General features: G+C 71.9%; 22 protein-coding genes and 1 pseudogene. 14 read left to right on the plus strand and 9 right to left on the minus strand.

The features are described 5' to 3' along the window. Nucleotides 1-172 precede the first annotated feature (172 nt). The 4 genes from ABZ646_RS01860 to ABZ646_RS01875 all read left to right on the plus strand — a co-directional run bounded on the left by ABZ646_RS01860 (nucleotide 173) and on the right by ABZ646_RS01875 (nucleotide 4,825). Complete coding sequence (locus ABZ646_RS01860; RefSeq protein ID WP_360511905.1) at nucleotides 173-367, plus strand: hypothetical protein; 195 nt, start codon at nucleotides 173-175, stop codon at nucleotides 365-367. 248 nt (nucleotides 368-615) lie between these two features. Then, entirely contained in the window at nucleotides 616-894 is a 279-nt protein-coding gene (gene tatA, locus ABZ646_RS01865) for a Sec-independent protein translocase subunit TatA (protein WP_360237225.1), read from the plus strand. Nucleotides 895-941: 47 nt separating this feature from the next. Next, nucleotides 942-1,886 (plus strand): twin-arginine translocase subunit TatC, encoded by a 945-nt coding sequence (gene tatC, locus ABZ646_RS01870; RefSeq protein ID WP_360511907.1) that lies wholly within the window; start codon nucleotides 942-944, stop codon nucleotides 1,884-1,886. 83 nt (nucleotides 1,887-1,969) lie between these two features. Then, entirely contained in the window at nucleotides 1,970-4,825 is a 2,856-nt protein-coding gene (locus ABZ646_RS01875; RefSeq protein WP_360511909.1) for a DEAD/DEAH box helicase, read from the plus strand. 99 nt (nucleotides 4,826-4,924) lie between these two features. On the opposite strand, the gene atzF is transcribed toward ABZ646_RS01875, so the two are convergent. Genes atzF through ABZ646_RS01895 form a run of 4 tightly spaced genes read right to left on the minus strand, consistent with a single transcriptional unit; the run spans nucleotide 4,925 to nucleotide 11,549 of the window. Continuing rightward, nucleotides 4,925-6,580 (minus strand): allophanate hydrolase, encoded by a 1,656-nt coding sequence (gene atzF, locus ABZ646_RS01880; protein ID WP_360511911.1) that lies wholly within the window; start codon nucleotides 6,578-6,580, stop codon nucleotides 4,925-4,927. Between the two features lie 18 nt (nucleotides 6,581-6,598). Further along, nucleotides 6,599-10,117 (minus strand): 5-oxoprolinase/urea amidolyase family protein, encoded by a 3,519-nt coding sequence (locus ABZ646_RS01885; RefSeq protein ID WP_360511913.1) that lies wholly within the window; start codon nucleotides 10,115-10,117, stop codon nucleotides 6,599-6,601. After that, nucleotides 10,114-10,728: an urea amidolyase associated protein UAAP2 gene (locus ABZ646_RS01890; RefSeq protein WP_360511915.1), complete on the minus strand. Its 615-nt coding sequence runs from the start codon at nucleotides 10,726-10,728 to the stop codon at nucleotides 10,114-10,116. The genes ABZ646_RS01885 and ABZ646_RS01890 overlap by 4 nt, the downstream gene beginning before the upstream one ends. Then, nucleotides 10,725-11,549: an urea amidolyase associated protein UAAP1 gene (locus ABZ646_RS01895; protein WP_360511918.1), complete on the minus strand. Its 825-nt coding sequence runs from the start codon at nucleotides 11,547-11,549 to the stop codon at nucleotides 10,725-10,727. The genes ABZ646_RS01890 and ABZ646_RS01895 overlap by 4 nt, the downstream gene beginning before the upstream one ends. A gap of 258 nt (nucleotides 11,550-11,807) precedes the next feature. On the opposite strand from ABZ646_RS01895, the gene ABZ646_RS01900 reads away from it, so the two are divergent. The 6 genes from ABZ646_RS01900 (at nucleotide 11,808) to ABZ646_RS01925 (ending at nucleotide 17,329) form a co-directional block, all read left to right on the plus strand. Further along, entirely contained in the window at nucleotides 11,808-12,437 is a 630-nt protein-coding gene (locus ABZ646_RS01900; protein WP_360511920.1) for a helix-turn-helix domain-containing protein, read from the plus strand. A gap of 299 nt (nucleotides 12,438-12,736) precedes the next feature. Then, nucleotides 12,737-14,359 carry an ATP-binding protein gene (locus ABZ646_RS01905; protein ID WP_360511922.1) on the plus strand — a complete coding sequence of 541 codons (1,623 nt, stop codon included), beginning with the start codon at nucleotides 12,737-12,739 and terminating at the stop codon, nucleotides 14,357-14,359. After that, the gene (locus ABZ646_RS01910; protein ID WP_046726726.1) at nucleotides 14,356-14,763 is read left to right on the plus strand and encodes a roadblock/LC7 domain-containing protein; all 408 of its coding nucleotides are present in this window, start codon (nucleotides 14,356-14,358) and stop codon (nucleotides 14,761-14,763) included. The genes ABZ646_RS01905 and ABZ646_RS01910 overlap by 4 nt, the downstream gene beginning before the upstream one ends. Then, complete coding sequence (locus ABZ646_RS01915) at nucleotides 14,760-15,188, plus strand: DUF742 domain-containing protein (RefSeq protein WP_360511924.1); 429 nt, start codon at nucleotides 14,760-14,762, stop codon at nucleotides 15,186-15,188. The genes ABZ646_RS01910 and ABZ646_RS01915 overlap by 4 nt, the downstream gene beginning before the upstream one ends. After that, nucleotides 15,169-15,789: an ATP/GTP-binding protein gene (locus ABZ646_RS01920; RefSeq protein WP_360511926.1), complete on the plus strand. Its 621-nt coding sequence runs from the start codon at nucleotides 15,169-15,171 to the stop codon at nucleotides 15,787-15,789. The genes ABZ646_RS01915 and ABZ646_RS01920 overlap by 20 nt, the downstream gene beginning before the upstream one ends. 22 nt (nucleotides 15,790-15,811) lie before the next feature. Further along, nucleotides 15,812-17,329 (plus strand): cytochrome P450, encoded by a 1,518-nt coding sequence (locus ABZ646_RS01925; protein WP_360511928.1) that lies wholly within the window; start codon nucleotides 15,812-15,814, stop codon nucleotides 17,327-17,329. 79 nt (nucleotides 17,330-17,408) lie between these two features. Here ABZ646_RS01925 and ABZ646_RS01930 read toward each other — a convergent pair whose 3' ends face one another. Continuing rightward, nucleotides 17,409-18,365, minus strand: a complete 957-nt coding sequence (locus tag ABZ646_RS01930; protein ID WP_360511930.1) for an RluA family pseudouridine synthase — start codon at nucleotides 18,363-18,365, stop codon at nucleotides 17,409-17,411. Next, complete coding sequence (locus ABZ646_RS01935; RefSeq protein ID WP_360511932.1) at nucleotides 18,355-19,896, minus strand: amino acid permease; 1,542 nt, start codon at nucleotides 19,894-19,896, stop codon at nucleotides 18,355-18,357. The genes ABZ646_RS01930 and ABZ646_RS01935 overlap by 11 nt, the downstream gene beginning before the upstream one ends. A gap of 409 nt (nucleotides 19,897-20,305) precedes the next feature. Here ABZ646_RS01935 and ABZ646_RS01940 point away from each other — a divergent pair. Beyond that, nucleotides 20,306-20,449: pseudogene (locus tag ABZ646_RS01940) on the plus strand (ABC transporter permease); the annotation flags it as partial. Between the two features lie 47 nt (nucleotides 20,450-20,496). Here ABZ646_RS01940 and ABZ646_RS01945 read toward each other — a convergent pair. Then, nucleotides 20,497-21,342 (minus strand): siderophore-interacting protein, encoded by an 846-nt coding sequence (locus ABZ646_RS01945; protein WP_360511934.1) that lies wholly within the window; start codon nucleotides 21,340-21,342, stop codon nucleotides 20,497-20,499. A 123-nt stretch (nucleotides 21,343-21,465) separates the two neighbouring features. Further along, nucleotides 21,466-22,395 carry a 5'-3' exonuclease gene (locus ABZ646_RS01950; protein WP_360511980.1) on the minus strand — a complete coding sequence of 310 codons (930 nt, stop codon included), beginning with the start codon at nucleotides 22,393-22,395 and terminating at the stop codon, nucleotides 21,466-21,468. A gap of 503 nt (nucleotides 22,396-22,898) precedes the next feature. On the opposite strand from ABZ646_RS01950, the gene ABZ646_RS01955 reads away from it, so the two are divergent. Both ABZ646_RS01955 and ABZ646_RS01960 read left to right on the plus strand, forming a co-directional pair. Next, nucleotides 22,899-23,468: an XRE family transcriptional regulator gene (locus tag ABZ646_RS01955; RefSeq protein ID WP_360511936.1), complete on the plus strand. Its 570-nt coding sequence runs from the start codon at nucleotides 22,899-22,901 to the stop codon at nucleotides 23,466-23,468. Further along, on the plus strand, nucleotides 23,455-24,195 hold the full coding sequence (locus ABZ646_RS01960) for a helical backbone metal receptor (protein ID WP_360511983.1): 741 nt from the start codon (nucleotides 23,455-23,457) through the stop codon (nucleotides 24,193-24,195). The genes ABZ646_RS01955 and ABZ646_RS01960 overlap by 14 nt, the downstream gene beginning before the upstream one ends. On the opposite strand, the gene ABZ646_RS01965 is transcribed toward ABZ646_RS01960, so the two are convergent. Next, a complete protein-coding gene (locus tag ABZ646_RS01965; RefSeq protein ID WP_360511938.1) occupies nucleotides 24,107-25,225 on the minus strand; it encodes a TDT family transporter in 1,119 nt (372 codons plus the stop codon). The genes ABZ646_RS01960 and ABZ646_RS01965 overlap by 89 nt on opposite strands. 70 nt (nucleotides 25,226-25,295) lie before the next feature. Here ABZ646_RS01965 and ABZ646_RS01970 point away from each other — a divergent pair, with 70 nt between their 5' ends. Beyond that, nucleotides 25,296-26,216, plus strand: a complete 921-nt coding sequence (locus ABZ646_RS01970) for a LysR family transcriptional regulator (protein WP_360511941.1) — start codon at nucleotides 25,296-25,298, stop codon at nucleotides 26,214-26,216. The last annotated feature ends 65 nt before the right edge of the window (nucleotides 26,217-26,281 follow it).

Consider the following 26,281-nt stretch of genomic DNA (forward strand, 5'->3'; position numbering starts at 1 on the left):
GCCTGCCCCCGCCCAGGGAGCGGGCGCCGGGCCTCCGGCACCGAGTACCGGGCCTCGGATGCCGAGTGCCGGGCCTCCGGCCTGGCCTCCTCGGGCGAGCGGATCGTCGAACTGCTCACCGGCGGCGGGGTCAGGACCCTGCGGCTGCATCCCACCGTCTAGGCTCGGTGCCATGTTCTGGGCGATGGTCGCGGTGGCTGTGGGTTTCGTGGGTCTCGCCGTGCTCGGTGTCCTCGCCGTACGGGTCTTCGTGGAGGCGCGGCGGCTGGGGGCACAGGTCACGGAGTCGGCACGGCGCATCAACCGCGCCGCGGAGGACCTGGAGCGGGCGGCCGGGAGCGCGGCCAGGACTGTCGACGCACTGTGAAGGCGGTGTGAGTAGTGGGCCGCAAGCGGTTTGCGTCACTTCGCCCTGTCACGTCGACCGCCCCGGCGGGTACGCTGCTGCTCGCGGCACGGAGAACGAGGCACGTTCCGCGGACCGGGAGTACGCACGGGGATTGCCTCACGTTTACCCCTGAGCGTTACGATCGCTGAGAGCACGATCACTCGGACGCATGTCCGACCGATCGGACAGCACCCCACCCAGCCGCCTCGGTGAGAAGGTAAAGACTTATGTTCGGAAGGCTCGGAGCCCCCGAGATCATTCTCATCCTTGTCGTCGTCATCCTGCTGTTCGGCGCGAAGAAGCTTCCGGACATGGCCCGCTCGCTCGGCAAGTCCGCGCGCATCCTCAAGAGCGAGGCCAAGGCGATGAAGGAAGAGGGCAGCACCACCTCCCAGGCGCCCGCCTCCGGCGAGCAGCCCCAGGCCCAGCGCACCATCCAGGCGTCCCCCGGTGACGTGACCAGCTCCCGCCCGGTCAACGAACCCTCGGACACCACCCAGCGCTGACGCAGGGCCGGTAGCCCCCGGCCTGCCGCACGAGATGAGGACGTGGGTTGCCCAAGTCTGCCCGCAAACAGGAGAAGGATCCCGAGGGGCGGATGCCTCTCGCGGATCACCTGCGTGAGCTCCGCAACCGGCTCGCGAAGGCCATGCTGGCCATCGTCGTTGTCACGGTGGTCGCTGCCTTCTTCTACAACGACATCATCGACTTCCTCACCAAGCCGGTCCTCGACTCGGTCGGGTGTGCGCAGAGCTTCGGGGAGCTGGCCAGGGCCAAGTCGCACTCCCAGCCGTGCGCCCAAATCACGATCAACGGTCTGCTCGCGCCCTTCACGCTGGCCCTCCAGGTCTCCCTGATGGCCGGTGTGGTGGTCGCCTCGCCGATCTGGTTGTACCAGCTGTGGGCCTTCGTCGCCCCCGGCCTGCACCGGCACGAGAAGAAGTACGCCTACGCGTTCGTCGGGACCGGTGCCCCGCTCTTCTTCGGCGGCGCGTACTTCGCGTACAAGGTCCTGCCGACCACTGCGAAGGTGCTCCTCCAGTTCACGCCGAACCGCGTGAGCAACCTGCTGCCGCTCGACGACCTGCTGCAACTGGTCACCCGTATGGTGATCGTCTTCGGTCTCTCCTTCGAGCTGCCGCTGCTCCTGGTGATGCTCAATCTCACCGGCATCATCAGCGGCAAGCGGATGCTCGGCTGGTGGCGGGCCATGATCCTCGGCATCACCGTCTTCGCCGCCGTGGCCACCCCGAGTACCGACCCGCTGACCATGCTGGCGCTCGCCGGACCGATCTGGGTGCTGTATTTCGGCGCGGTCGTGTTCTCGCTGCTGAACGACCGGCGCAAGCGCCTGCGCGACGAGAGCGGCCTCGACGACGACGAGGCCTCCCGCCTCGATCTCACCCCCGAGGACATCGGCGAGGTGGAGACCGTCTCCGCGAACCGCGCGCTGTCCGAGGCTCCGGAGCGCGTCAACGGCTACGACGACGTGACCTGACAGGCCCCGTCACCAGCCCCGGAGGTGCCCGCGTCCCAGGACACGGGCACCTCTTCGTCGTCCGTCGTCCCCTCTTCCGGATAATGATCGTCCTCTTGTCAGTGGGGACCGGTACGCTCGAAAGCACGATGACAGAGGATCTCTCACCGGCCGAGCGGTATGCGGCGGCCCGCAGGCGGGCCGCCGAGCAGGCCACCGCGCTCGCGTCCTTCCGCGAGATGTACGACTTCGGCCTCGATCCCTTCCAGATCGAGGCCTGCCAGGCACTCGAAGCCGGAAAGGGCGTACTGGTGGCCGCCCCCACCGGCTCCGGCAAGACGATCGTGGGCGAGTTCGCCGTCCATCTCGCCCTCATGCAGGGCAAGAAGTGCTTCTACACGACACCCATCAAGGCGCTGTCGAACCAGAAGTACGCCGATCTCTGCCGCCGCTACGGCGACGGCATGGTCGGCCTGCTCACCGGCGACAACAGCATCAACCCGGACGCCGCCGTGGTCGTCATGACCACCGAGGTCCTGCGGAACATGCTGTACGCGGGCTCCCAGACCCTGATCGGCCTCGGGTACGTGGTCATGGACGAGGTCCACTACCTCTCCGACCGGTTCCGCGGCGCCGTCTGGGAAGAGGTGATCATCCACCTCCCGGAGTCCGTCACCCTGGTGTCCCTGTCGGCGACCGTCTCCAACGCCGAGGAGTTCGGCGACTGGCTCGACACCGTCCGCGGCGACACCGAGGTCATCGTCTCCGAGCACCGCCCGGTCCCGCTGTTCCAGCACGTGCTCGCCGGACGCCGGATGTACGACCTGTTCGAGGAGGGCGAGGGCCACAAGAAGGCCGTCAACCCCGACCTCGCCCGGCTGGCCCGCATGGAGGCACAGCGGCCGTCGTACCAGGACCGCAGGCGCGGCCGCGCCATGCGCGAGGCCGACCGGGAGCGGGAGCGCCGGCAGAGCTCCCGGGTGTGGACCCCGGGCCGCCCCGAAGTCATCGAACGGCTCGACAACGAGGGCCTGCTGCCCGCCATCACCTTCATCTTCAGCCGCGCCGCCTGCGAGGCCGCCGTCCAGCAGTGCCTGCACGCCGGCCTGCGGCTCAACGACGACGAGGCACGGGAACAGGTCCGCGCTCTCGTCGAGGAGCGCACCTCGTCCATCCCGCCGGAGGACCTGCACGTCCTCGGCTACTACGAGTGGCTGGAGGGCCTGGAGCGCGGCATCGCCGCCCACCACGCGGGCATGCTCCCCACCTTCAAGGAAGTCGTCGAGGAACTCTTCGTACGCGGCCTGGTCAAGGCCGTGTTCGCCACCGAGACCCTCGCGCTCGGCATCAACATGCCCGCCCGGTCGGTGGTGTTGGAGAAGCTCGTCAAGTGGAACGGCGAGCAGCACGCCGACATCACCCCCGGCGAGTACACGCAGCTGACGGGCCGTGCGGGCCGCCGCGGCATCGACGTCGAGGGCCACGCGGTGGTGCTGTGGCAGCGCGGGATGAGCCCCGAGCACCTCGCCGGGCTCGCCGGTACCCGCACGTATCCGCTGAGGTCCAGCTTCAAGCCGTCGTACAACATGGCGGTCAACCTGGTCGAGCAGTTCGGGCGGCACCGCTCACGGGAGCTGCTGGAGACCTCGTTCGCGCAGTTCCAGGCCGACAAGTCGGTCGTCGGGATCTCCCGGCAGGTGCAGCGCAACGAGGAAGGGCTCAGCGGCTACAAGGAGTCCATGACCTGCCACCTCGGCGACTTCGACGAGTACGCGCGGCTGCGCCGGGAACTGAAGGACCGTGAGACCGAACTGTCCCGGCAGGGCGTGGCCCAGCGCCGCGCCGAGGCGGCCGTGGCCCTGGAGAAGCTCAAGCCGGGCGACGTCATCCACGTGCCGACGGGCAAGTACGCCGGGCTCGCGCTGGTCCTCGACCCCGGGCTGCCCGCCGGGCGGTCCAACGGCCACCGCGGCTTCGAACAGCACGACGGGCCGCGCCCGCTGGTGCTGACCGCCGAACGGCAGGTCAAGCGGCTGGCGTCGATCGACTTCCCGGTGCCCGTCGAGGCGCTGGAGCGGATGCGCATCCCCAAGTCCTTCAACCCCCGCTCCCCGCAGTCCCGTCGCGACCTCGCCTCCGCGCTGCGCACCAAGGCCGGGCACATCCCGCCGGAGCGGGCCCGCAAGAAGCGCTCGCAGGCGGCCGACGACCGCGAGATCGCCCGGCTGCGCACCGCGATCCGCGCGCACCCCTGCCACGGGTGCAACGATCGTGAGGACCACGCCCGTTGGGCCGAGCGTTACCACCGGCTGCTGCGGGACACCTCACAGCTGGAGCGGCGCATCGAGGGCCGGACCAACACCATCGCCCGCACCTTCGACCGGATCGTCGCCCTGCTGACCGAACTGGACTACCTGCGCGGCGACGAGGTCACCGAACACGGACGGCGGCTGGCCCGGCTCTACGGGGAACTGGACCTGCTCGCCAGCGAATGCCTGCGCGGCGGCGTCTGGGAGGGGCTCGGCCCCGCCGAACTCGCCGCGTGCGTCTCGGCGCTGGTGTACGAGGCCCGGGTCGGGGACGACGCGATGGCCCCGAAGCTGCCCTCCGGCAAGGCCAAGGCCGCGCTCGGCGAGATGGTGCGGATCTGGGGGCGGCTCGACGCCCTGGAGGAGGAGTTCCGTATCAACCAGACCGAGGGCGTCGGGCAGCGTGAGCCCGACCTCGGGTTCGCCTGGGCCGTGTACATGTGGGCCTCCGGGACGGGACTCGACGAGGTGCTCCGGGAGGCCGAGATGCCCGCGGGGGACTTCGTCCGCTGGTGCAAGCAGGTCATCGACGTGCTGGGGCAGCTGTCCGCGGCGGCGCCGGTGGGTGAGGGGTCGACGGTGGGGAAGGCTGCGCGCAAGGCCGTGGATCTGGTGCTGCGGGGGGTTGTGGCCTACTCGTCGGTGGGGTGATCGCTGAGCGGTGGGTGCGGGTGCCTGGGGGCTGGTCACGCAGTTCCGCCCCCAGCCTTCGGCCGGGGGTACCCCCAGCGCCCTTGACGGGGCGCCGTTCTAGGCTCCTGCCAGGAAGGCTCGCCAGCCTCCGTACCGGGTGATGTCCTCGGCGTCCGTCAGCGCGCTCGGTTCACACAGGAAGCCGGGGGCGGTGGTGCCGTCCGCCAGTTCCACGGTGCCCAGGGTCATCGGGCGGGGGAGGGACGACAGGAGGCGGCCCAGGCCCTCCGCCGGGAGCGTCCACACCTCCGTCTCGATTGCCGCGCCGCCCTCGCCCACGTACACCAGGCCCGGCTTGGGCGGGTCGGTCCGCAGGGCGTGGAAGCGGTACGCCGGGGCCGTGGTCGTGGTGCGGTCCAGTACCGCGCCCTGTGCCAGGAGCTGGGAGTTGAGGGGCTGGCCCGTGAGATGGGCGCCCAGGACCGCCAGGCTCACCCTCGGCTCCAGGGTGCGGGCGATCGTGGCCAGGCGTTCGTCCGTGAACGCCGGGCCGATCAGCATCACACCGAAGGGAAGGCCGTTCACCTCGCCGGCCGGAACCGCCACCGCCGCCAGGTCGAAGAGGTTCGTGGAGTTGGTGAAGCGGCCCAGCCGGGCGTTGGCGCCCAGCGGGTCGGCCGCCACCTCCGCCAGGGTCGGGTGGCCGGGTGCCGTGGGCAGGAGGAAGGCGTCCGCGTCGGCCAGCTCGGCCAGGGCGCGGGCGCGCAGGTCCGCGAGCCGCTCCTGGTCGGTGAAGAGCCGGTGCGCCGGGATGTCACGGGCCCGGGTGATGATGCCGGCCACGGTCGGGTCCAGACCCTCCGCACCCGATGAGATCGACTTGTCGACGAAGGAACCCACCGCTGTGTAGCGCTCCGCGACGAACGCGCCCTCGTAGAGCATCGCCGCCGCCTCCGTGAACGGGGCCAGGTCGAGCGGGCGGACGGCGGCGCCGGCGGCGCTCAGCCGGGCGACCGTCTCCTCGTAGGCCCGCGCCCAGCCTTCGTCCAGCTCACCGAGGTGTTCGAGGGGCGGGACCGCGATACGCCAGGGGCCGGGCGTGCGCTGGGGCAGGATCGGGAGCGGACGCTCCGGCGGCCGGGCGGCATGGCCCAGTGCCTGCTCGGCCTCCGCCAGGGTGCGGGCGAACACCGTCACGCAGTCGATCGAGGCGCAGGCCGGCACCACCCCGGCCGTCGGTACCAGGCCCCGGGTGGGTTTGAGGCCGACGATGCCGTTGAAGGCCGCCGGGATCCGGCCCGAACCCGCCGTGTCCGTGCCCAGGGCGAAGTCGACGATCCCGAGGGCCACCGCCACCGCCGAACCCGAGCTGGAGCCGCCGCTGATCCTGGTGGGGTCGATCGCGTTGCGCACCGCGCCGTACGGGGAGCGGGTGCCCACCAGGCCCGTCGCGAACTGGTCGAGGTTGGTGGTGCCGAGCACCAGCGCGCCCGCCGCACGCAGCCGCGCCACCACGGGCGCGTCGGCCGCCGGCTCGTACGCGTACGCCGGACAGCCCGCCGTGGTGGGCAGGCCCCGGACGTCGATGTTGCCCTTGGCGGCGAACAGCCGCCCGGCGAGGGGGAGTCGCTCGCCGGCGGCCACCCGTGCGTCGATCGCCCGGGCCTCCGCCTCGGTCTCCTCCCGCGGGCGCAGATCGATCCAGATCTCGGGACGGCCGACGGCTTCGATGCGCGCGTAGGCGGCGCGGACACGGGAGAGGGTGCTGGACATGTTCTGCGCTCCTCGGGGTCAGTTCGCGGCCGGGGCGGACGGGGCCAGGACGAGCAGTGCCGTGCCCGCCTCCACCTGGTCGCCGGGCCGTGCCAGGATCTCCGTCACCACACCGGCCATCGGCGCGTGCACCCTGGACTCCATCTTCATCGCCTCCAGGGCGAGCAGCGGCTGCCCGGACGCCACCTCGTCGCCCGGCCGGACGTTCAACTGCCATACCGATGCGGCGAACTCGGCTTCTATCAGCCTGCCGCCCGGTGGTACCGACACCTCGGCCGGTGCGGCGGCGGGGGCCGTGGCCGCCTCGGCCCGCGCGAACTCGCCGGCCGCCTCCCAGGCGTCGCGCTCCGCGGTGAACGCCTTCTGCTGACGTGCCCTGAACTCCGCGATGCCGTCCGCGTGTGCGGAGAGGAAGTCCTGGTACGACGCCAGGGAGAAGGTGCCCTCCTCGATCCGCGGCACGAACCGGCCGGAGGTGATGTCGGCCCGCAGGTCGAGGAGTTCGTCCGCGCTCACCGGATACCACCTGATCCGGTCGAAGAACCGCAGCAACCAGGGCGAGCCCGGCTCGAAAGCGCCGCGCTGCTGCCAACCCGACCACACCTGGGTCGTACGGCCCACGAACTGGTAGCCGCCCGGGCCCTCCATGCCGTAGACGCACAGGTAGGCGCCGCCGATGCCGACGGAGTTCTCGGCGGTCCAGGTGCGGGCCGGGTTGTACTTGGTGGTGACCAGGCGGTGGCGCGGGTCGAGCGGGGTGGCGACCGGGGCGCCCAGGTAGACATCGCCCAGGCCGAGGACCAGGTACTCCGCGTCGAACACGGTCCGGTAGACGTCCTCGACCGAGTCCAGGCCGTTGATCCGGCGGATGAACTCGATGTTCCAGGGGCACCAGGGGGCGTCGTCGCGGACGCCCGCCATGTAGCGGGCGATCGCCTCCCGCGTCGCCGGGTCGTCCCAGGAGAGGGGGAGGTGGACCGTGCGGGAGGGGACCACCAGTTCGTCGGTGGGCGGCAGCGCCGAGACGGTCTTGCGCACCGCGGCCAGGAGTTCGGCCTGCGGGAGGGTGGCCGGGTCCGTGCGGATCTGGAGCGAGCGGATGCCGGGGGTGAGGTCCGTGACCCCGGGCAGGGCCGCCGCCGTCACCGCCTCCATCAGCGCGTGGACGCGCATGCGGAGCGCCAGGTCCAGCTGCATCGGGCCGAACTCGACCAGCAGGTTGTCGTCACCGCTGCGGCGGTAGGTGACGTCCCCGTCCCGCGCCAGGACCCCGCCGTCGGCCATCTCGGGGCGGGGCTCGCCCGTCACGTCGACCGGGGTGAAGCGGACCGTGTCGCCGGGGCGGAGCTGGCCGAGCTTCCAGCGCTCACCGCTGAGGACGGTCGCCGGGCAGACGAAACCGCCCAGTGAGGGGCCGTCGGGGCCGAGCAGGACCGGCATGTCGCCGGTGTAGTCGACGGCGCCGACCGAGTAGGGGGTGTCGTGGATGTTGGAGGGGTGCAGGCCCGCCTCACCCCCGTCGGTGCGCGCCCAGCGCGGCTTGGGCCCCACCAGGCGGACCCCGGTGCGCGCCGAGTTGAAGTGCACCTTCCACTCGGCCGCGTAGAAGTCACGGATGTCGTCCTCGGTGAAGAACTCCGGGGCGGCATGCGGGCCTTCGACGGCCGCGAGGTGCCAGACGGTGGTGAAGCGCGGGCGTTCGGCCACGGGCTCGCCCGCCGTCACGGCGCCGCCGTGCAGGACGTCACCCGTGCGCAGTGCCCGCCCGCCGTGGCCGCCGAACCGGCCCAGCGTGAAGGTGCTCGCACTGCCCAGGAAGGCCGGGACGTCCAGACCGCCGCCGGCGAACAGGACATAGGTGCGCAGGCCGTGCTCGGAGGGGGCGCCGATCTCCAGCAGCGCGCCCGCCGGGACCGTCACCGGTTCCCACTGGGGGACGGCGGAGCCGTCGACGGTCACCGGAGCCGGGGCGCCGGTCACACAGACGGTCGTGGGGTGGGTGAAGCGCAGCGACGGGCCCTGCAGGGTGCATTCCAGGCCGGGCGCGCCCTGCGGGTTGCCGAGCGCGCGGTTGCCGAGGCGGAAGGAGCGGTCGTCCATCGGGCCGCTCGGCGGGACGCCCACCTGCCAGTAGCCGGTGCGGCCCGGCCAGTCCTGGACCGTGGTGAGGGTGCCGGCCGAGACGACCTCGATCCGGGGGGTGGGGTCGGTGACCGTGGCGAGGGTCGCGGTGGAGTGGGTGGCGGCACGGAAGGCGGGTTCGGTGAGCGCGGCGCGCACCAGGCCCAGGTTGGTCTCGATGCCGTCGACGCGGGTGCGGGCGAGCGCCCGGTCCAGCTCGCGCAGCGCCCCCGCGCGGTCGGAGCCGTACGCGATCACCTTCGCGAGCATCGGGTCGTACGACGTCGTCACCTCGGTGCCGGTCTCCACCCAGCCGTCGACGCGTACACCCTCCGGGAACTCCACCCGGGTCAGCAGACCCGCGCTGGGCCGGTGGTCGCGGGACGGGTCCTCGGCGTAGACGCGGGCCTCCACGGCGTGCCCGCGCGGTGCGCCCGGGTCGCGTACGACGTCGGTCTCGCCCCGCGCGAGGCGCAGCATCCAGGCGACCAGGTCGACGCCGTAGATCTGCTCGGTGACCGGATGTTCCACCTGGAGGCGGGTGTTGACCTCCAGGAAGTAGGCCTCCTCGCGGGCCGCGTCGTACACGAACTCGACCGTGCCCGCGGAGCGGTAGCCGACCGAGGCGCACAGGTCACGGGCGGACGTGGCGAGTCGGGCACGCACCTTGGGCGGCAGACCGGGGGCGGGGGCCTCCTCGACGACCTTCTGGTTGCGGCGCTGCAGGGAGCAGTCCCGGTCGCCGAAGGTGACGACCCGGCCCGCCCCGTCCCCGAAGACCTGCACCTCGACGTGGCGCGCGTGCTCGACCAGGCGTTCCAGGAAGACCCCGGCGGAGGAGAAGGAGGCGGCGGCGACCCGCTGCACCCGCTCCCAGGCCTCGGTCAGCTCGCCTGCCGATCGACAAGCCGACATACCGATACCGCCGCCTCCGCCGGTGGCCTTGAGCATGACGGGATAGCCGATGGCCGAAGCCGCGCGCAGCGCCTCGTCCCGGTCCGCCAGCAGCCCTGTTCCCGGGGCCAGCGGGACGCCCGCCGCCTGGGCCGCCGCCCGGGCCGTGTGCTTCGCGCCGAACAGCTCCAGCTGTTGCGGGGTCGGGCCCACGAACACGATCCCGGCCTCCTCGCAGCGCCGGGCGAACGCGGCGTCCTCGGAGAGGAACCCGTAACCGGGGTGGACGGCGTCGGCGCCGGTGTCCTTGGCCGCCTTCAGGACCAGATCGGCGTCCAGGTACGACTCCTTCGCGGGCGCCGGCCCGAGCCGGACCGCCTCGTCGGCCAGGCGTACGTGGGGTGCGGCGCGGTCGGGGTCGGAGTACACGGCGACCGTGCGCAGGCCCAGTTCGCGGGCGGTGCGGATGATGCGGACGGCGATCTCGCCGCGGTTGGCGACCAGCAGGGTGTGGAAGGTCATCCCGCGACTCCGGTGATCGTCATCTGTACGGCGGTCGGGTCGAAGCCGTTGCAGGGGTTATTGATCTGGGGGCAGTTGGAGACCAGGACCAGGACGTCCCGGTCGGCGCGCAGGGTCAGCTTCAGGCCCGGCGCCGAGAGGCCGTCGACGATGCCGAGGGTGCCGTCCTGCTCGACGGGCACGTTCATGTACCAGTTGATGTTGGAGACCAGGTCGCGTTTGCCGAGGCCGTACCTGGCGCCCTCGGCCAGGAAGTTGTCCACGCAGGCGTGCTGGGACCAGGTGTGGTGGCCGTAGCGCAGGGTGTTGGACTCCTTGGAGCAGGCGCCGCCGACCGTGTCGTGGCGGCCGACCTCGTCCTCGGTCACCGTCATCAGCGCGGTGTGCTCGTTGGAGAGCAGGACGCTGCCGGTGGTGAGGAAGATGCCGCCCTGGGCGTGGATGGTGTCGGGCGCGCTGTAGCGGACGGCCGTGTCGTGGGCGTCGTAGGCGAGGAAGTCGACGGCCTGGTTGCCGTGCAGGTCGGTGATGGTCAGCGTCTCGCCCTCGCGGATCACGCCGGACCAGGCGGCGCGGGCCGGGACGACGGCGGTCCCCCTGTCCGTGCTCATGCGAGCCCCCTCGCGGCGAGGAATCCGGTGGTGTTGAGGAAGGCGCGACGGCCCTCGGGGGTGGCGTCCCACAGCGGGTCGCCGGGCGACGTCGGGGCGGCGCGCCAGGCCAGCACCTCCAGGGTGGTGCTGACGTAGTCGGGGCGGGGGTCGGCGGGGTGCGGGACGTTCGCGATCAGGACGGTCAGGTCCTGCTCGGCGCGGAGCGTGACGCTGCCGCCGGGGCCGGCCGAGCCGGTGAAGTCCAGCGTGCCGTCGTCGCGCACCGCCACGCCCTGGAAGAACGACAGGGAGGGGGGCAGGTCGCGGGGTTCCAGGCCGTTCTTGGCCGCCGCCAGCTTGAACAGCTCGCGGCCGGCGGGGGAGGGGGACTGCGGGGTGCCGTCGCCGTAGCGGTCGGTGTTGCGGACCAGGGTGGAGGTGCCGCACAGGGCGTCGTGGCGGCCGGAGGTGTCGGCGACGACCGAGGCCAGTACCCGGCCTTGGTCGGACAGGAGCAGGACCCCTTCGCCGAGGTAGGCGTTCCACTGCACCTTGACCGTGTCGGCGACGTTCAGCCGCTCCCAGGGGCGGTCGGCGACGTACAGCAGCAGGTGGGCGCAGGCGTCGCCGTGCCGGTCGGTCAGGCGCAGCTCGGTGCCGCGGGCCAGGACGCGGTGGGTGTAGTTGCCGCCGGCCACCGTCTCGGCCCACACCAGGTGGCCGGCCTCGCAGGGCGGGTCGGGCCAGTCGGCGGCCGGGACGACCGGCATCGCGTCGGCCCGGGTGCCCTCCTGCGCGCGGGCGTGCGCCCGGGCTCCGTATGTGGTCGCTGTCGCCATCGCTCGACCTCCGGTCGCTTGGGCTCGGGTTGTTTCTGTCGCCCGACAGAAATTAGGGGCGGGCCGCGTCGGGCGCGTTGCACGGGCGTTCCGGGGCGGTTACCGAGGGCTCACGGGGGTGTGGGGTGGTGGCCGGGGGGGCGTGTGGCGGTTCCGGGCCGTGTGGTGCCGCGGTCCTGTTCCGTGCGGGGTGCCGCGGTTTCGTGTCGTGCGTGGGCGCGTGATCGTCGGGTGGCGGTGTGTGCGAGGATCGAACGCATGGGGACGAGCAGCGGTGGCCGTCGGGTCGGGCGGCCGCGGGTCGTGCAGCGGCCGGACAGCGGTCTGGAACCGCGGGCCGAACTGCTCGCGGCGGCGGCCGAGTTGTTCACCACCCGGGGGTACGCGGCCACCACCACCCGGGCCGTGGCCGAGCGTGCGGGCATGCGGCAGGCGTCCATGTACCACTACGTCTCCGGCAAGGAGGAACTCCTCGCCGAGTTGCTGGAGTCCACCGTCACGCCGTCCCTGGCCTACGCGCGTGACCTGCTCGCGGACGACGCGACCCCGGCCGCGGAGCGGTTGCGGGCTCTGTGCCGGGCCGACGTGGAGCTGCTCTGCGCGGGGCCGCACAACCTCGGGGCGCTCTACCTGCTGCCCGAGGTGCACGCCGAGCGGTTCGCCGGCTTTCGTGCCGTACGCGCCGAACTCAAGGACGCCTACCGGCGGTTGATCGCCGCCACGGCAGCCGGCGGCGGCCAGGCGAAGGGCGAGCTGGAGCTGCGGACCGATCTCGTCTTCGGGCTGATCGAGGGCGTCATCCTGATCCACCGCTCCGAACCCGAGCGCCCCGCCCGTGAGTTCGCCCGGGCCACCGCCGACGCCGCGCTGCGGATCGTCGGCGTCTGAGGGGCTCTTTCACTCGTCACGGTGAGTGACTCCGCACGCGCATGTGCTGTGACAGATTGTGTTCGAACGAATCCCGTGCGTGCAAAACGACCGAGAGTACTCCGCCCATTCGGGTGTTTTCAGGTGCTTGCCGAATATGACACGGCGTTGATCCGGTCGGACTAAGCTCGCCCGCGGCGCACCGAGTTGAGGTGAATTCGTGCGCCTGTTCCCAAACATACGGAAGATCCAGACTGCTCCATGAACCTTCCCCCCACGAAGTCCCCCGACACCCAGCCGATTCGTCTCAGAAGGCATACATGGTGAGTGTGCAACCGCCTCCCAATGGCCGTGAACTTTCCCTGGCGCGTGTGCTGTTGCTGCCCGCCATACTGATGGCCGCGGCGACCGCCGCCGCCGTCGTCCTGGTGGCGGAATCCGCCCGGATCGCCGTCGGCGTATGCGGTGCCGTCGGCACGCTGCTGGTGCTCGCGACGGCGGCGGAGGCGGTACGGCGCGGCCGTGAGCTCCAGGACGCCCGGGCCGAGCACGACCGTCACAGCGCGTATCTGGAACGGCGCCTCCTCGCCCATGAGCAGGAGATCGAACGCCTCGCCAAGGAGGTGTTCCCGACCGCGCTCTACCGGCTGAAGGCCGGCGAGTCCCCCAAAGAGGTGATCCGCCAGGTCTTCGACCTCGACCCCCACCTGCGCCACGCCCCCGAGCCGCAGCGCCTGCTGATCCGCACCATGCTCGACATCGTCGACGAGGAAGACCTCCAGCGGGACTCCCTGGAGCGCTCGTTCGTCAGCGTCGCCCGCCGTGTCCAGGCCATCGTCCACCAGCAGGCACACGAACTGCGGGAGATGGAGGAGGACCACGGCCGCAACCCCGAGGTCTTCGACGACCTGCTGCGCATCGACCACGGCACCGCGCTGATCGGACGCCTCGCCGACTCGGTCTCCGTGCTCGGCGGCGGCCGGCCGGGCCGCCAGTGGCCCAACCCCGTCGCCCTCTACAGCGTGCTGCGCGGCGCCATGTCCCGGATCCTGGAGTACCGGCGCATCGAACTGCACTCCATCTGCCAGGTCAACATCAAGGGCACCTCGGTCGAGCCGATCATCCACGCGGCCGCCGAACTCCTCGACAACGCCACCCGCTACTCGCCGCCCTCCACCAAGGTGCACGTCACCGCCGTCGAGGTGCAGTCCGGCGTGTGCATCGAGATCGAGGACGCCGGTGTCGTCCTCAACGAGGAAGCCCGCGGCCGCCTGGAGAACCTGCTGGAGAAGGCCAAGCAGGGCAAGGACATCCAGGTGCTCGGCGAGAACCCGCGCCTCGGCCTCTCCGTCGTCGGCCGCCTGTGCACCACGTACAACATGGACGTCTCGCTGCGCGCCTCGGCGTACGGCGGGGTCCGGGCCGTCCTCATCGTGCCCAGCGACATGATGACCACCGACCCCGCCCCCGGCATCGCCCACGGCATCGGAGCCACCGGCATCCCGAAGCCCGAGCTCGGCGCCCTCGAAGGACCCAAGCGGCCGCCCAAGCGGCGCCGCCCCACCAGCCCCCGCATCCCCGCCGGGATCTCCATGGAGGACGACGTCCCCGAGGTCACCGAATGGACCGCGGGCGGCCTGCCGCAGCGGCGCAGCCGGATGAAGACGCCGCTCAGCCAGCGGCTCGCCGAGCAGGCCGCCATCGAGCGCGCCGAACGCGAGGGCACCCCGACCGTCTGGTCGCAGCACAAGGAACCGGAGCCCGTGAAGCCGGAGCCGGAGCGCCGTGAACCCGGCCTCTGGGTCGAGGCGTTCTGGGAGGGGCTCAAGAAGAACAACCCGGGTGTCCACCCCACCGACTTCACCCGGAACCCGACCAAGTACCTGCACCTGATCAACGACCCGGCCGGCCCCGAGGCCGACGACGAGGGGGACCTCAAGTGATCCAGCAGCGAGGCAACTTCGACTGGATGCTCAAGCAACTCGCCGACGGAGTACCGGGCGTCGAGATGATCGTCGTGCTCTCCGCCGACGGACTGCGCATCGCCCGGCACGGCGGCGACCCCGACGCGGCCGACCGGCTCGCCGCGGCCTGCGCGGGCGTGCAGAGCCTGGCCGGTGCCGTCGCCCAGGAACTGCCCATCAGCAACGGCGACATGAACCTCGTCCTCATCGAGATCGACAGAGGTTACTTCTACCTCATGTCAGCCGGCGCCAACGCCTACCTCGCGGTGCTCGCCGACGTGACCTGCGAACCGGGCCGGATGAGCGAGATGATGCGCGACCTCGTCGTCCGCATCGGCGCCCACCTCACCAGCCCGCCCCGGCGCAACGGGCAGACCGTATGACTCCTCCGCAACGCAAACGGCGCCTGCCCAACCCGGAACACGTCCAGCCGCCGATCCCGTCCGTGCCGCCGCTCCCCGAGAGCGGCGGCGAGGACGGCGACAACAAGAACCCCGAGCGGCTCTACGTCATCAGCGGCGCCGACGGCGCACGGGCCGAACTCGACCTGGTCACCTTAATCGTGGCGCGCGCCGACCCTCCTCCCTCCGTCACGCCCGAGCAGGCGGTGCTGCTCAGGCTCTGTCTCGCGCCCCTGTCCGTGGCCGAGCTCTCGGCCTACCTCAACCTGCCGTTCAGTGCCATGACGGCACTGATCACGGAGCTGATCACGGCCGAACTGGTGCAGGCGCGCGCCCCCATCGTCCGTCAGGCGCTCCCCGACCGTTCACTTCTCGAAGCGGTGATGCATGGACTTCAAAGGCTCTGAGATGATCCCCGGCCCCCGCACCGAGGACCACCTGCCGCACACCGCCCAGGCCGCGGTGAAGATCGTGATCGTGGGCGGCTTCGGAGTCGGCAAGACCACCATGGTCGGTTCCGTCAGCGAGATCAGACCGCTGACCACCGAGGAGACCATGACCCAGGCCGGCATCGGGGTCGACGACAACTACGGCTCCGAATCCAAGACCGCCACCACCGTGGCCATGGACTTCGGCCGGATCAGCATCACCGACCAGCTGGTGCTCTACCTCTTCGGCACCCCCGGCCAGGAACGCTTCTGGTTCCTGTGGAACGGCCTGTTCGAGGGCGCCCTCGGTGCGGTCGTCCTCATCGACACCCGGCGCCTGGAGGTCAGCTTCGACGTCATGGGCCGCCTGGAGGAGCGCGGAGTGCCCTTCGTCGTCGCCGTCAACTCCTTCCCGGACGGACCCCGTTACCCCATCGACGAACTACGCACCGCGCTGGACCTGCCCCCCGAGATCCCCATCGTCGACTGCGACGCCCGCCGCCGGGCCTCCAGCCGGGACGTCCTCATGACGCTGATGCGCTTCCTGCACTCGCTCGCCATGTCCGGCGCGCTCACCTGACACCTCTTCCGGAGCGATCACTGTGACGCCAGAATCCCCCCGACCCGCCGCACCCGGCACGGACCCGGCCCCACCGCCCGGCTGTCCGGCGCACGACCGCGGCCCCGCGCACGACCGCGGCCCCGGCGGACTGCAGCGGCTCTTCGGCGCCGACGCGGACCATCTGGGCGAGCTCTACGAGAAGCTGCGCCAGGAACACGGTGCGGTGGCACCCGTGCTCCTCCACGACGACGTACCGGTCTGGGTGGTCCTCGGACTCACCGAGAACCTCCAGATGGTCCGCACCCCCGCCGTCTTCACCCGGGACAGCCGCATCTGGACCCCGCTGCGCGAAGGCATGGTCAAGCCCGACCACCCCCTGATGCCGCACATCGCCTGGCAGCCCATCTGCTCCCACGCCGAGGGCGACGAACACCTGCGCCTGCGGGCGGCGGTCCAGGGCGCCATGACCACCATCGACCACCGCAGCATCCGCCGCCTCATCGGCCGCTACACCCAGCTGCTGGTCAACGAGTTCTGCGAGAACGGCCGCGCCGAGCTGGTCTCCCAGTACTCCGAGCACCTCCCGATGGCGGTCATGTGCGAACTGCTCGGCATGCCCGAGGAGTACAACGACCGGATCGTGGAGGCGGCCCGGGACATGCTCAAGGGCACCCAGACGGCGATCGCCAGCAACGAGTACGTCATGGGCTGCCTGACCCGGCTCACCGCCCGCCGCCGGACCCGCGCCGAGGACGACTTCACCAGCCACCTCATCAACCACCCGGCACGGCTCAACGACGACGAGGTCGCCCAGCACCTGCGGGTCGTCCTCATCGCCGCCTACGAGACCACGGCCAACCTCCTCGCCAACGCGCTGCGCATGGTCCTCACCGAGCCCGGCTTCCGGGCCCAGCTCAACGGCGGCCAGATGACGGTGCCCGAGGCGATCGAGCAGTCCCTGTGGGACGAGCCCCCCTTCAGCACGGTCTTCGCCTACTTCGCCAAGCAGGACACGGAACTCGGCGGCCAGCGCATCCGCAAGGGCGACGGACTCCTCTACGCGCCCGCGCCGGGCAACGTCGACCCGCGCGTCCGCCCCGACCTCAGCGCCAACATGCAGGGCAACCGCTCCCACCTCGCCTTCGGTGGCGGCCCGCACGAATGCCCCGGCCAGGACATCGGCCGTGCCATCGCCGACGTCGGGGTCGACCAGCTGCTGACCCGCCTCTCCGACATCCAGCTCGACTGCGACGAGGAGGAGTTGCGCTGGCGGGCGTCGATCGCCTCCCGGCACCTGGTGGAACTGCCGGTGCGCTTCGACCCGAAGCCGAAGCAGGACGTCACCCTCATGCCGAGTCCGGCCCTCGTGCCGCCGCAGCGCACCGACTGGCAGATCGGCACCGTCCGGCCGACCCCGACCCCGGCCTCGACCCCGGGCCCGGCCATGGCGCCGATCGCCCCGGAGCCGGTGGCGCCCCCTGCCTCGGGTGTGCCGGAGCCGGCGGCCGAACCGCGCGGCATCTGGCCACGGCTGCGCCGTTGGTGGCTGGGCCGCTAGGGATCTTCGCACCGCCGGGGACCACCAGCGCACGCACCGGACGCTGCTCCGTCACGGGCCGACGTTGCCTGCCGCGGCACTAGACGACCTTGCGGCCGTTCCAGTCCCGGTACGACTCCCAGGCGGCCAGCGTCCGAGCGCTGCACAGCCGATGCGCCACCCCCGTGACCGGGTCGGTGAACTCCAGCCTCCGCGCCAGCAGTTGCAGCGGACGCCGGAAGTCACCGGCCGGCACGGGGCCGGTGACGACCGGGTACAGCGGATCGCCGAGGATCGGCACGCCCAACGCGCTCATGTGGACCCGCAGCTGATGGGTCTGCCCGGTGTGCGGGGTGAGCCGGTACCGGCCCAACTCGCCGCTGTGCTCGATGAGTTCCACCAGGGTCTCGGCATTGACCGGCCCGTCGACCTCCCGGGCCGCGAGCACCCCGCGGTCCTTGAGGATCCGGCTCCGCACGGTCCGGGGCAGGGCCAGCGAGGGATCGTACGGCGCGATCGCCTCGTACTCCTTGTGCACCCGCCGCTCCCTGAACAACGACTGGTACGCGCCCCGCTCCCCGGGCCGCACGACGAACATCACCAGCCCGGCGGTGAGCCGGTCCAGCCGATGGGCCGCACCCAGCTCAGGAATGTCCAGCTCCCGCCGCAGCCGGGCGAGCGCGGTCTCGGTGACGTGACTGCCACGGGGCGTGGTGGCGAGGAAGTGCGGTTTGTCGACGACGACGAGGTGCTCGTCGCGGTGGACGACGTCGAGGGCGAAGGGGACCGGGACCTCGGGCGGCAGGTCGCGGTGGAACCAGAGGTGGAGACCGGGGGTGTAGGGGGATCGGGCGCCGACGGGGCGTCCGTCGACGCCCACGACCAGCCCCGACTCCAGCATGTCGGCGACGACGCCGGGGGCGGCTCCGGAGAGGCGTTCGATCAGGTAGTCACCGACCGTGGCCCACTCCTCGGACAACGGCAACCGCACCCGGACGGCGTCCACCCCTTGCCGCTGGGGAAGAGGCGAAGGCGGGGCAGAGGTCTTACGTCTCATTTGCAGCAAGGGTACGGGTGGCGGCGACCGCACGTCGCGACTCCGCCCGCACAAGCCGCCAGGCACCGCCCACCACCACGGTCCCGGTCAGGAACAGCACGGTGAACCACCGGAAGTACCAGTGACCCCCGGCCGGGTCGTACACCGCACCCCGGGGCCACGCCAGGTTCACCGCCATCACCAGGCCCCACAGCAGCGCCACCGCGTTCACCGGCACCCCCCACCGTCCCAGTGAGAACAACGGCGCCCCGGTCTCGTCCGCCCCCTCGGCCCGGAACTCCCCGCGCAGTCGCCGCACCAGCAGCGGTCCGGTGACCATCGCGTACGCGAGGTACAGCAGCACGATGCACGTCGTCCCGATCGCGAGGAACGCGTCCGGGGAGGCGAAGTTGAGCAGGAGCAGTACGGCGGCCAGCACCCCCACCACCACGGCCGGCGCACCCGGCATGCCGGTACGGGGATTCACCCGGGCCAGCCGTGAGGCGAACGGGAGCTGCCCGTCCCGTGCCATGGAGAACAGCATCCGGGAGGCCGCGGTCTGGATCGCCAGCGTCGCCACCGCGATCGCCACCACCACGTCGGCCAGCAGCACCCGCCCGACACCGTCCCCGAGGCTGCTGGTGAGGACGTAGCTCAGCCCGTCGACGCCCAGGTGCCCGTCGGTCAGGCTGGGCGCGGCCAGCAGGCCGCCGAGGATGACCAGGCCGCCGAGCAGGCCCGCGGCGGACAACGCGGTGAGGATCGTCCGCGGCGCCGTCCGCCGCGGCTGGTGCGTCTCCTCGCTCATCTCACCGGCGCTGTCGAACCCGATCATCACGTACGCGGCCGTGAACGAACCGACCAGCAACGCGCCGAGCAGACCGCCCTCGGCGGCCGTCCCGGTGTGGAAGGTGATGCCGGGGGCGCGCCTGGAATGGGTGAGCAGCAGTACGACGATCAGCACCGCGCCGATGATCTCGGCGGTCACCCCGACCCGGTTGATCACGGACATCACCCGGTTGTCCAGGATGTTCACCAGGGTGGTCAGCACCAGCAGGACGACGCCCAGGACGGCCGCGTTGGCGGCGCCGTCGGGCGAGGTCGGCGTGGAGTCGGTGCCGATCAGCTGGAAGCCGGACCAGAGCGCGGGCAGCACCATCTGCAGGGCGAGCGCGGCCGCCGCGACCACCACGATCTGCCCTATCACCATGATCCAGCCCGCGAACCAGCCGAAGGACGGGTTCGACAGACGTGAGGACCACTGGTAGATCGCACCCGAGAGGGGATAGCGCCCGGCGAGCTCGGCGAAGCAGGCGGCCACCAGCAGCTGGCCGACCAGCACGGCGGGCCAGGCCCAGAAGAAGACCGGGCCGCCGAAGGCGTACCCGAAGGCGAAGAACTGGAAGACGGTCGTCAGTACGGAGATGAAGGAGAACCCGGCGGCGAAGGAGGCGTACCTGCCGAGGCTGCGGTGCAGCTCCTGGCGGTAGCCGAACTCCTCCAGGGAGTGGTCGGCGGTCGTTTTCAGCGAGCGGTCGTCGGTCGTCGTCACGGCGGTACCTGCCTGTCAGGCGGACTTCCTGTCGAGCGACAGAAATTAGGGACCAGCTGTTTCGACCGCGTCACGCCGGCGTGTCCGGAGCGGGCCCAAGTCCTCACGCTCTTACGGCGGGCGCCCGAACGCGATACATCGCGTGTATGGGTGAGTGCCGATGGCCGCCGGGATCCGCAACGAGGTGACGGACGTGGAGCGGCAGGGCGACCGCCTGGCCGCCGTGCCCGCCGAGGTGGCCCGGCTGCTGGAGGAGCGGCTGTAAGTCCTCGACCAGTTGCGCATGGTGGAGGCGGAGGCCGGGTGGGTGTGCGGCTTCCTGGTGGAGCTGACGCGCTCGGCCCCACCATGCGGGCCGCGCTGATGAACGCCGACTACCCGGGCGGGTCGCGGGCATCGCGGTCCTGGTGCGCGGTTCATGGCGCCGTCCCAGGTGCCCGGCTGGACGCGGCACATGGCCGACTTCAACCCGCTCGACTGGGCGATGGCGACGGTCGGGGCGCTGCCGGCGCTCGCGGCCGCGGCGGTGCGGCGGTCGATCAGGACGTTCCGCTTCCTCTGCCCGGGCCCGGGGCTTCTCGGGCCACGGCCCGGGGCTGCTCAGGCCGCGGCGGCGCCGCCCTCCTGCTCCGCCTCGATACGGGCGTTCCAGTCACGCTTGGAGGCCTGCCAGCCGTCCTCGTTGTGGCCAAGGCGCCAGTAGCCGGAGATCGACAGGTCGTCGCGCGGGATCTGGCGCTCGACCCTCAGCAGGGCCCGCAGTTCCTTCACGAAGCTCGCCTCGCCGTGGACGAAGGCGTGCACCCGGCCCTCCGGGAACTCCAGGGCCCGGACGGCCGCGACCAGGGCCTCACCGACCCGCCGCTCGCCCCGGTGCAGCCAGACGACCTCCACGTCGGAGTCGATCTTCTGCTCCTCCTCGGGCCCGGACACCTCGATGAAGGCGAAGGCGCGGGCGCCGGTGGGCAGGGACTCGAGGGAGCGGGCGATCGCGGGCAGTGCGCTCTCGTCGCCGGCCAGCAGATGCCAGTCGGCGTCCGCGGCGGGGGAGTAGGCGCCGCCGGGGCCCATGAAGTGCACGGTCTCGCCGGGCTGTACCCGGCAGGCCCACGGCCCGGCCAGGCCCTCGTCGCCGTGCACGACGAAGTCCAGGGTCAGTTCCCGCAGCTCGGGGTTCCAGGAGCGCACCGTGTAGGTCCGGGTCACCGGCCAGTGCTCCCGCGGGTACTCCGCGCGGATCTGCTCCAGGTCGAAGGGGTCCGGGTAGGTGACGCCCTCCGGTCCGAAGAGGAGTTTCACGTAGTGGTCGGTGCAGGTGTCCGCGGCGAAGCCGGCCAGTCCGTCGCCGCCGAGGACCACGCGCTGCATGTGCGGGGTCAGTCGTTCGGTACGCACGACCTGGGCGGATTGCGGCTTACGCGGCTTACGTCCCGGGCGCTCTGCCATGGCCGGCCTCCTGGTCCAATGGTTAGGGTTACCTAAGTTAGCACCTCTTTCCTGGTTGCCGCCTCTTCCATGAACACTTGCTGAGCCTGTTTTACCGGTGTTTTGCCGGGAAAATGCTCCGCCTCACGCTTCCAGCGTCGTCAGCAGGCGATTCAACGAACCGCCCAGACCCCAGCGGGCCGCCAGGGTGTTCAGCTGCTCCGGGTCGCGCGGGGCCTTCGGCAGTGTCGTGTCGACCTCCGGCAGCGGTACGTCACCGGCGACCCGGACCACCTTCGGTGCCACCGCGACATAGGGCCGCGCCTCGTCCAGCCGCTTGCGCTGCGACGGCGTGAGCTTCGCCTTCGGGTCGTCGACCGCCGCCATGATCCCGGCCAGGTCGCCGAACTCGGCGAGCAGCTTGGCGGCGGTCTTCTCGCCGATGCCGGGCACACCCGGCAGGCCGTCGCTCGGGTCGCCGCGCAGCAGCGCCAGATCCGCGTACCTCTGTCCGTCCACCCCGTACTTCTCGCGCAGCCACGCCTCGTCGGTGGTCTGCAGGGTGCCGACGCCCTTGAGCGGGTACAGCACCCGCACGCCGCGCTCGTCGTCCACCAGCTGGTAGAGGTCGCGGTCGCCGGTGACGATATCGACCGGGCCGTCGGCGCGCGCGGTGAACGTGCCGATCACGTCGTCCGCCTCGTAGCCGGCGACACCGACCCGGGCGATGCCGAGGGCGTCCAGCACCTCCTCGATGACCGGCACCTGAGGGGAGAGGGTGTCCGGTACCTCTTCCTCGTCCGGACCGGACTCGTGTTCCTCGGCGACCCGGTGCGCCTTGTAGGAGGGGATCAGGTCCACCCGCCACTGCGGTCGCCAGTCGGCGTCCATGCAGGCCACGAGCAGGTCCGGCCGGTGGTCCCTGACCAGCCGGTCGATGAAGTCCAGCAGCCCGCGCACGGCGTTCACCGGGGTGCCGTCCGGCGCCTTCACGGAGTCCGGGACGCCGAAGTAGGCGCGGAAGTACAGCGAGGCGGTGTCGAGAAGCATCAGTCGTGCGGTCACGCCACGCATCATGCCGCACACCACCGACACCGTCGGGGCGCGCCGACCGGCCCGGGCCCGCGCCTACGAAAAGGATCCGGCCAACCACACAGCGCTACAGCACTGCCCAGGCCTCGGCGGGCGCCCCCGACGCCGGGAACATCGTCGACCGCTCCCGCATTGAACTTCAGGGGCGTCTCCTCGGCCGTGTCGGCCGTCCGGCCCGCGCGCCACCGGCCGCGGCGGGCCCTTCGGCGGCCGTCCGGCCGTGCCCGGTCGCCGGCCCAGACGGGCGCTCGGCCGTCCTGGTCGGCGTCTTCGTCCCGCCGGGGTGGTCCCCGCCCGGCGCGCCGGGGGACCGCGCGCACTGGCGTGAACCGTGAGGGTCGTACCGACCGGACGTGACAGGGATGTGACGCCCGCCTGAAACGGTTTGCCGAACATGCGTAGGGTGCAGAGAACCCCTCAGGAGGGGCCGGCCGAAGCCGCAGGATCCGAAAGACGGACGACGAGCGAAGGAGGGAGCCGGAGCGATGGGCGACCACAAGGACCAGCAGCCCGTGCGGGTGGGCGCGGCAGTCCGGCGGCGCCGCCGCGCGCTGGAGCTCACCCTCGCCGTGGTGGCCGAGCGCAGCGGCCTGTCGGTGCCCTTCCTGAGCCAGATCGAGAACGACAGGGCCCGGCCCAGTCGCACCTCCCTGGAGAAGGTCGCCGACGCCCTGCGCACCACGGCCGTCGAACTCCTCGCCGCGGCCGACCCGGCGTGCAGTGTGGACCTCGTACGCTCCGACGCCGCCGAGCCCGACTTCGCGCCCAGGGTGCGTTCCCTGGTCCGCGGCCATCATCAGCTGCACGCCTCGGAGTTCACCGGCGATCACGACGCCGGCCGTGAATTCCAGCACCGCAACGACGAGTTGATGTACGTCGCGGACGGCGCGGTGGAGATCGAGGCCGAGGGCCGCGCCTACCGCCTCGGCCGCGGCGACACCCTCTACCTCACCGGCGGGGTCCGCCACCGGTGGCGCGCCACGGTCCCCGACACCAGGGTCGTCGTCGTCGCGGTGGCGGAACACATCGAGGCGGTCCAGGATCGCTCCCGCTGAAGCTCCCCGAACGGTCTCCCTGGTCCCCTCCCTCACCGAGGCGATCGCCGAGACCGACCGCCGGGTGCTCGTCGGCGCCACCGACTGGTGCACCCACCCGGCCGACCTCGACGTCCCCCGTGTCGGCGGCACCAAGAACCCAGCCCTCGACCGCGTCCTGGCCCTCGCTCCCGACCTGGTGATCGCCAACGAGGAGGAGAACCGCGCGCCCGACCTGGACGCCCTGCGCACCGCGGGTGTGGAGGTGCTGGTCACCAAGGTGCGGAACGTACCGGAGGCTTTCGGGGAGCTGTCCCGGGTCCTGGCCGCGTGCGGGGTGAGCGACCGTCCCCGGTGGCTGGACGAGGCGGAGGCGGCCTGGGCCGTGCCGTCGCCCGCCGGACCGGCCCGGGCGACCGCGGTCGTACCGATCTGGCGGCGCCCGTGGATGGTCCTCGGCCGGGACACCTTCGCCGGTGACGTACTGGCCCGGCTGGGCGTACGGAACCTGTTCGCGGACCACCCCGAGCGGTACCCCCGCGTCCCGGTCCCGGACCTGATCGGCACCTCCCCGGAACTGGTCGTCCTCCCCGACGAGCCCTACCGCTTCACCGCCGACGACGGACCGGAGGCGTTCGGCGGGCTGCCCTGCGCGCTGGTCAGCGGCCGGCACCTGACGTGGTACGGCCCGTCACTGGCGACGGCGCCACGGGTGCTGGGCGAGGCCCTGCGAGCAGCTCGCCGCTGAGCAGCCCGCGCACGGTGCCGCAGGCGGCCGTGAGCCAGCCGGCGACGAGGACGCCGTACAGACCCGTCGCGAGGCAGTCGTACGCGGCGAGCCCGGTGTGCCGGCCCTGGGCGGCAGCGCCGGTGACACACGTGCCCACCGGGAAGGTGAAGGCCCACCACGTCATGGCGAACCGCATGCCCTGCCGCCGGGCCCGCACCAGATGGGTGACGGCGAGTGCCAGCCACAGCAGCGCGAACCCCATGACGGGCACGCCGTAGACCACGGCGAGCACGCCGAAACCGGTGGCGGTGGGGGCCGGTACGACCCCGGGCGCGAAGTCCGCGAAGGCACCCGCCGCGGTGGTCGACTGCCCGAGCGGGCCCAGCACCAGGAAGAGCGCCGGGGTGAGCGCGAGGGGCAGCGGACCACCGGTCACCAACCGGGCGAAGACGAGGGTCAGCATCAGCAGCGTGGCCAGCAGACTCAGCCCGAACAGCGCGAAACAGCCGTAGAGCAGGGTCGCGCGCGGCTGTCCGGGCGGCAGGTGGGGGACCAGCCGGGGCCCCAGCGCCGCCGACACCATCGGCGCGACCAGTGGCAGCAGCCACACCGGGGAGGCCTGCCCCGGTTCGACCCGGTGCCGTACGGCCATGAGGTACGGCACGGCGACGGCCGCCGTGAGCCCGACCGCCGTACCCGCGACGAACAGCACGCAGTCCAGTACGACGGCGGCCGGCTCGCCGATCCAGTCCCGGCCGAGGGTGAGGGCACCGCCGCCGACCGCGAGCAGGGCCATGGACAGGCAGCCGTAGAAGGGGGCCGTGGCAGGGTCGCGGAGGTGGGCGCGGGCCTGGTCGGTGTGGCAGGTCCAGTGCAGGGCGCGGGCGGCCAGCAGGACCACCAGGTGCAGCAGGGACAGCGCCCAGATGCCGACGAAGAGCGCACGCGTGCCGCCGGTGGCGAGCGTGCCGCCGCCGACGGCGAGGGCGGCGGTGCCCATCACGGAGGCGTACCAGTTGGGGCCCAGATGGCGGACTGCGGTGACCATGGGACCACGCTCCCGCCGACCTGGGCCCACCACCAGGGACCGTTTCCCTATGAGGACATAAGCTGGTCTTATGAGCGAGACGGAGGAGCGGAGGGGCGGCGGCACGCTGGCGCACCGGGTGCCGGACCTCGGCGCGCTGGAACTGCTGCTCGCGGTGGCGCGGCTGGGCAGCCTCGGGGCGGCGGCGCGGGAGGTCGGCATCAGCCAGCCCGCGGCCAGCAGCCGGATCCGCTCCATGGAACGGCAGCTGGGCGTGGCCCTCGTCGACCGCTCACCGCGCGGCTCCCGGCTCACGGACGCGGGGGCGTTGGTGACCGACTGGGCGCGCCGGGTGGTGGAGGCGGCCGAGGCGTTCGACGCGGGGGCGCAGGCACTGCGGGACCGGCGGGACTCACGGCTGCGGGTCGCGGCGAGCATGACGATCGCCGAGTACCTGCTGCCGGGCTGGCTGCTCGCGCTGCGCGCCCAGCGTCCCGACACGGCGGTGTCCCTGCTCGCGGGCAACTCGGCGGCGGTCGCGGAGCGGCTGCTCGCGGGCGAGGCGGACCTGGGGTTCGTGGAGGGGCTGACGGTCCCGCAGGGGCTGGACTCGACGGTGATAGCCCACGACCGTCTGATCGTCGTGGTCGCCCCCGCCCATCCCTGGGCCCGCCGCCGGCGCCCGCTGGCCGCGGCGGAACTGGCGGCGACCCCGCTGATCCTGCGCGAACGCGGTTCCGGCACCCGGCAGGTCCTCGACGCGGCCCTGGGCGGCCTGGCCCGCCCGCTGATCGAGCTGTCCTCGACGACGGCGGTGAAGGCGTCGGCGGTCGGCGGCGCGGGACCCGCGGTCCTGAGCGAACTCGCGGTGGGCGAGGAACTGGCTATGCGGCGGCTGCTGGGCATCCCGGTGGAGGGGGTGGCGTTGCGGCGCGACCTGCGTGCGGTGTGGCCGACGGGGCATCGCCCGACGGGCCCCGCGCGAGAACTGCTCTCCCTCACCCGAGGGTGACCTGCGCCGGTTCGGCACCCGCCGCGGAAAAGCCGTGGCGGCGGCCCGGCCGCGACGGTCACCAT

This window comes from Streptomyces sp. NPDC007162 (genome assembly GCF_040634175.1).
Lineage (GTDB): Bacteria > Actinomycetota > Actinomycetes > Streptomycetales > Streptomycetaceae > Streptomyces.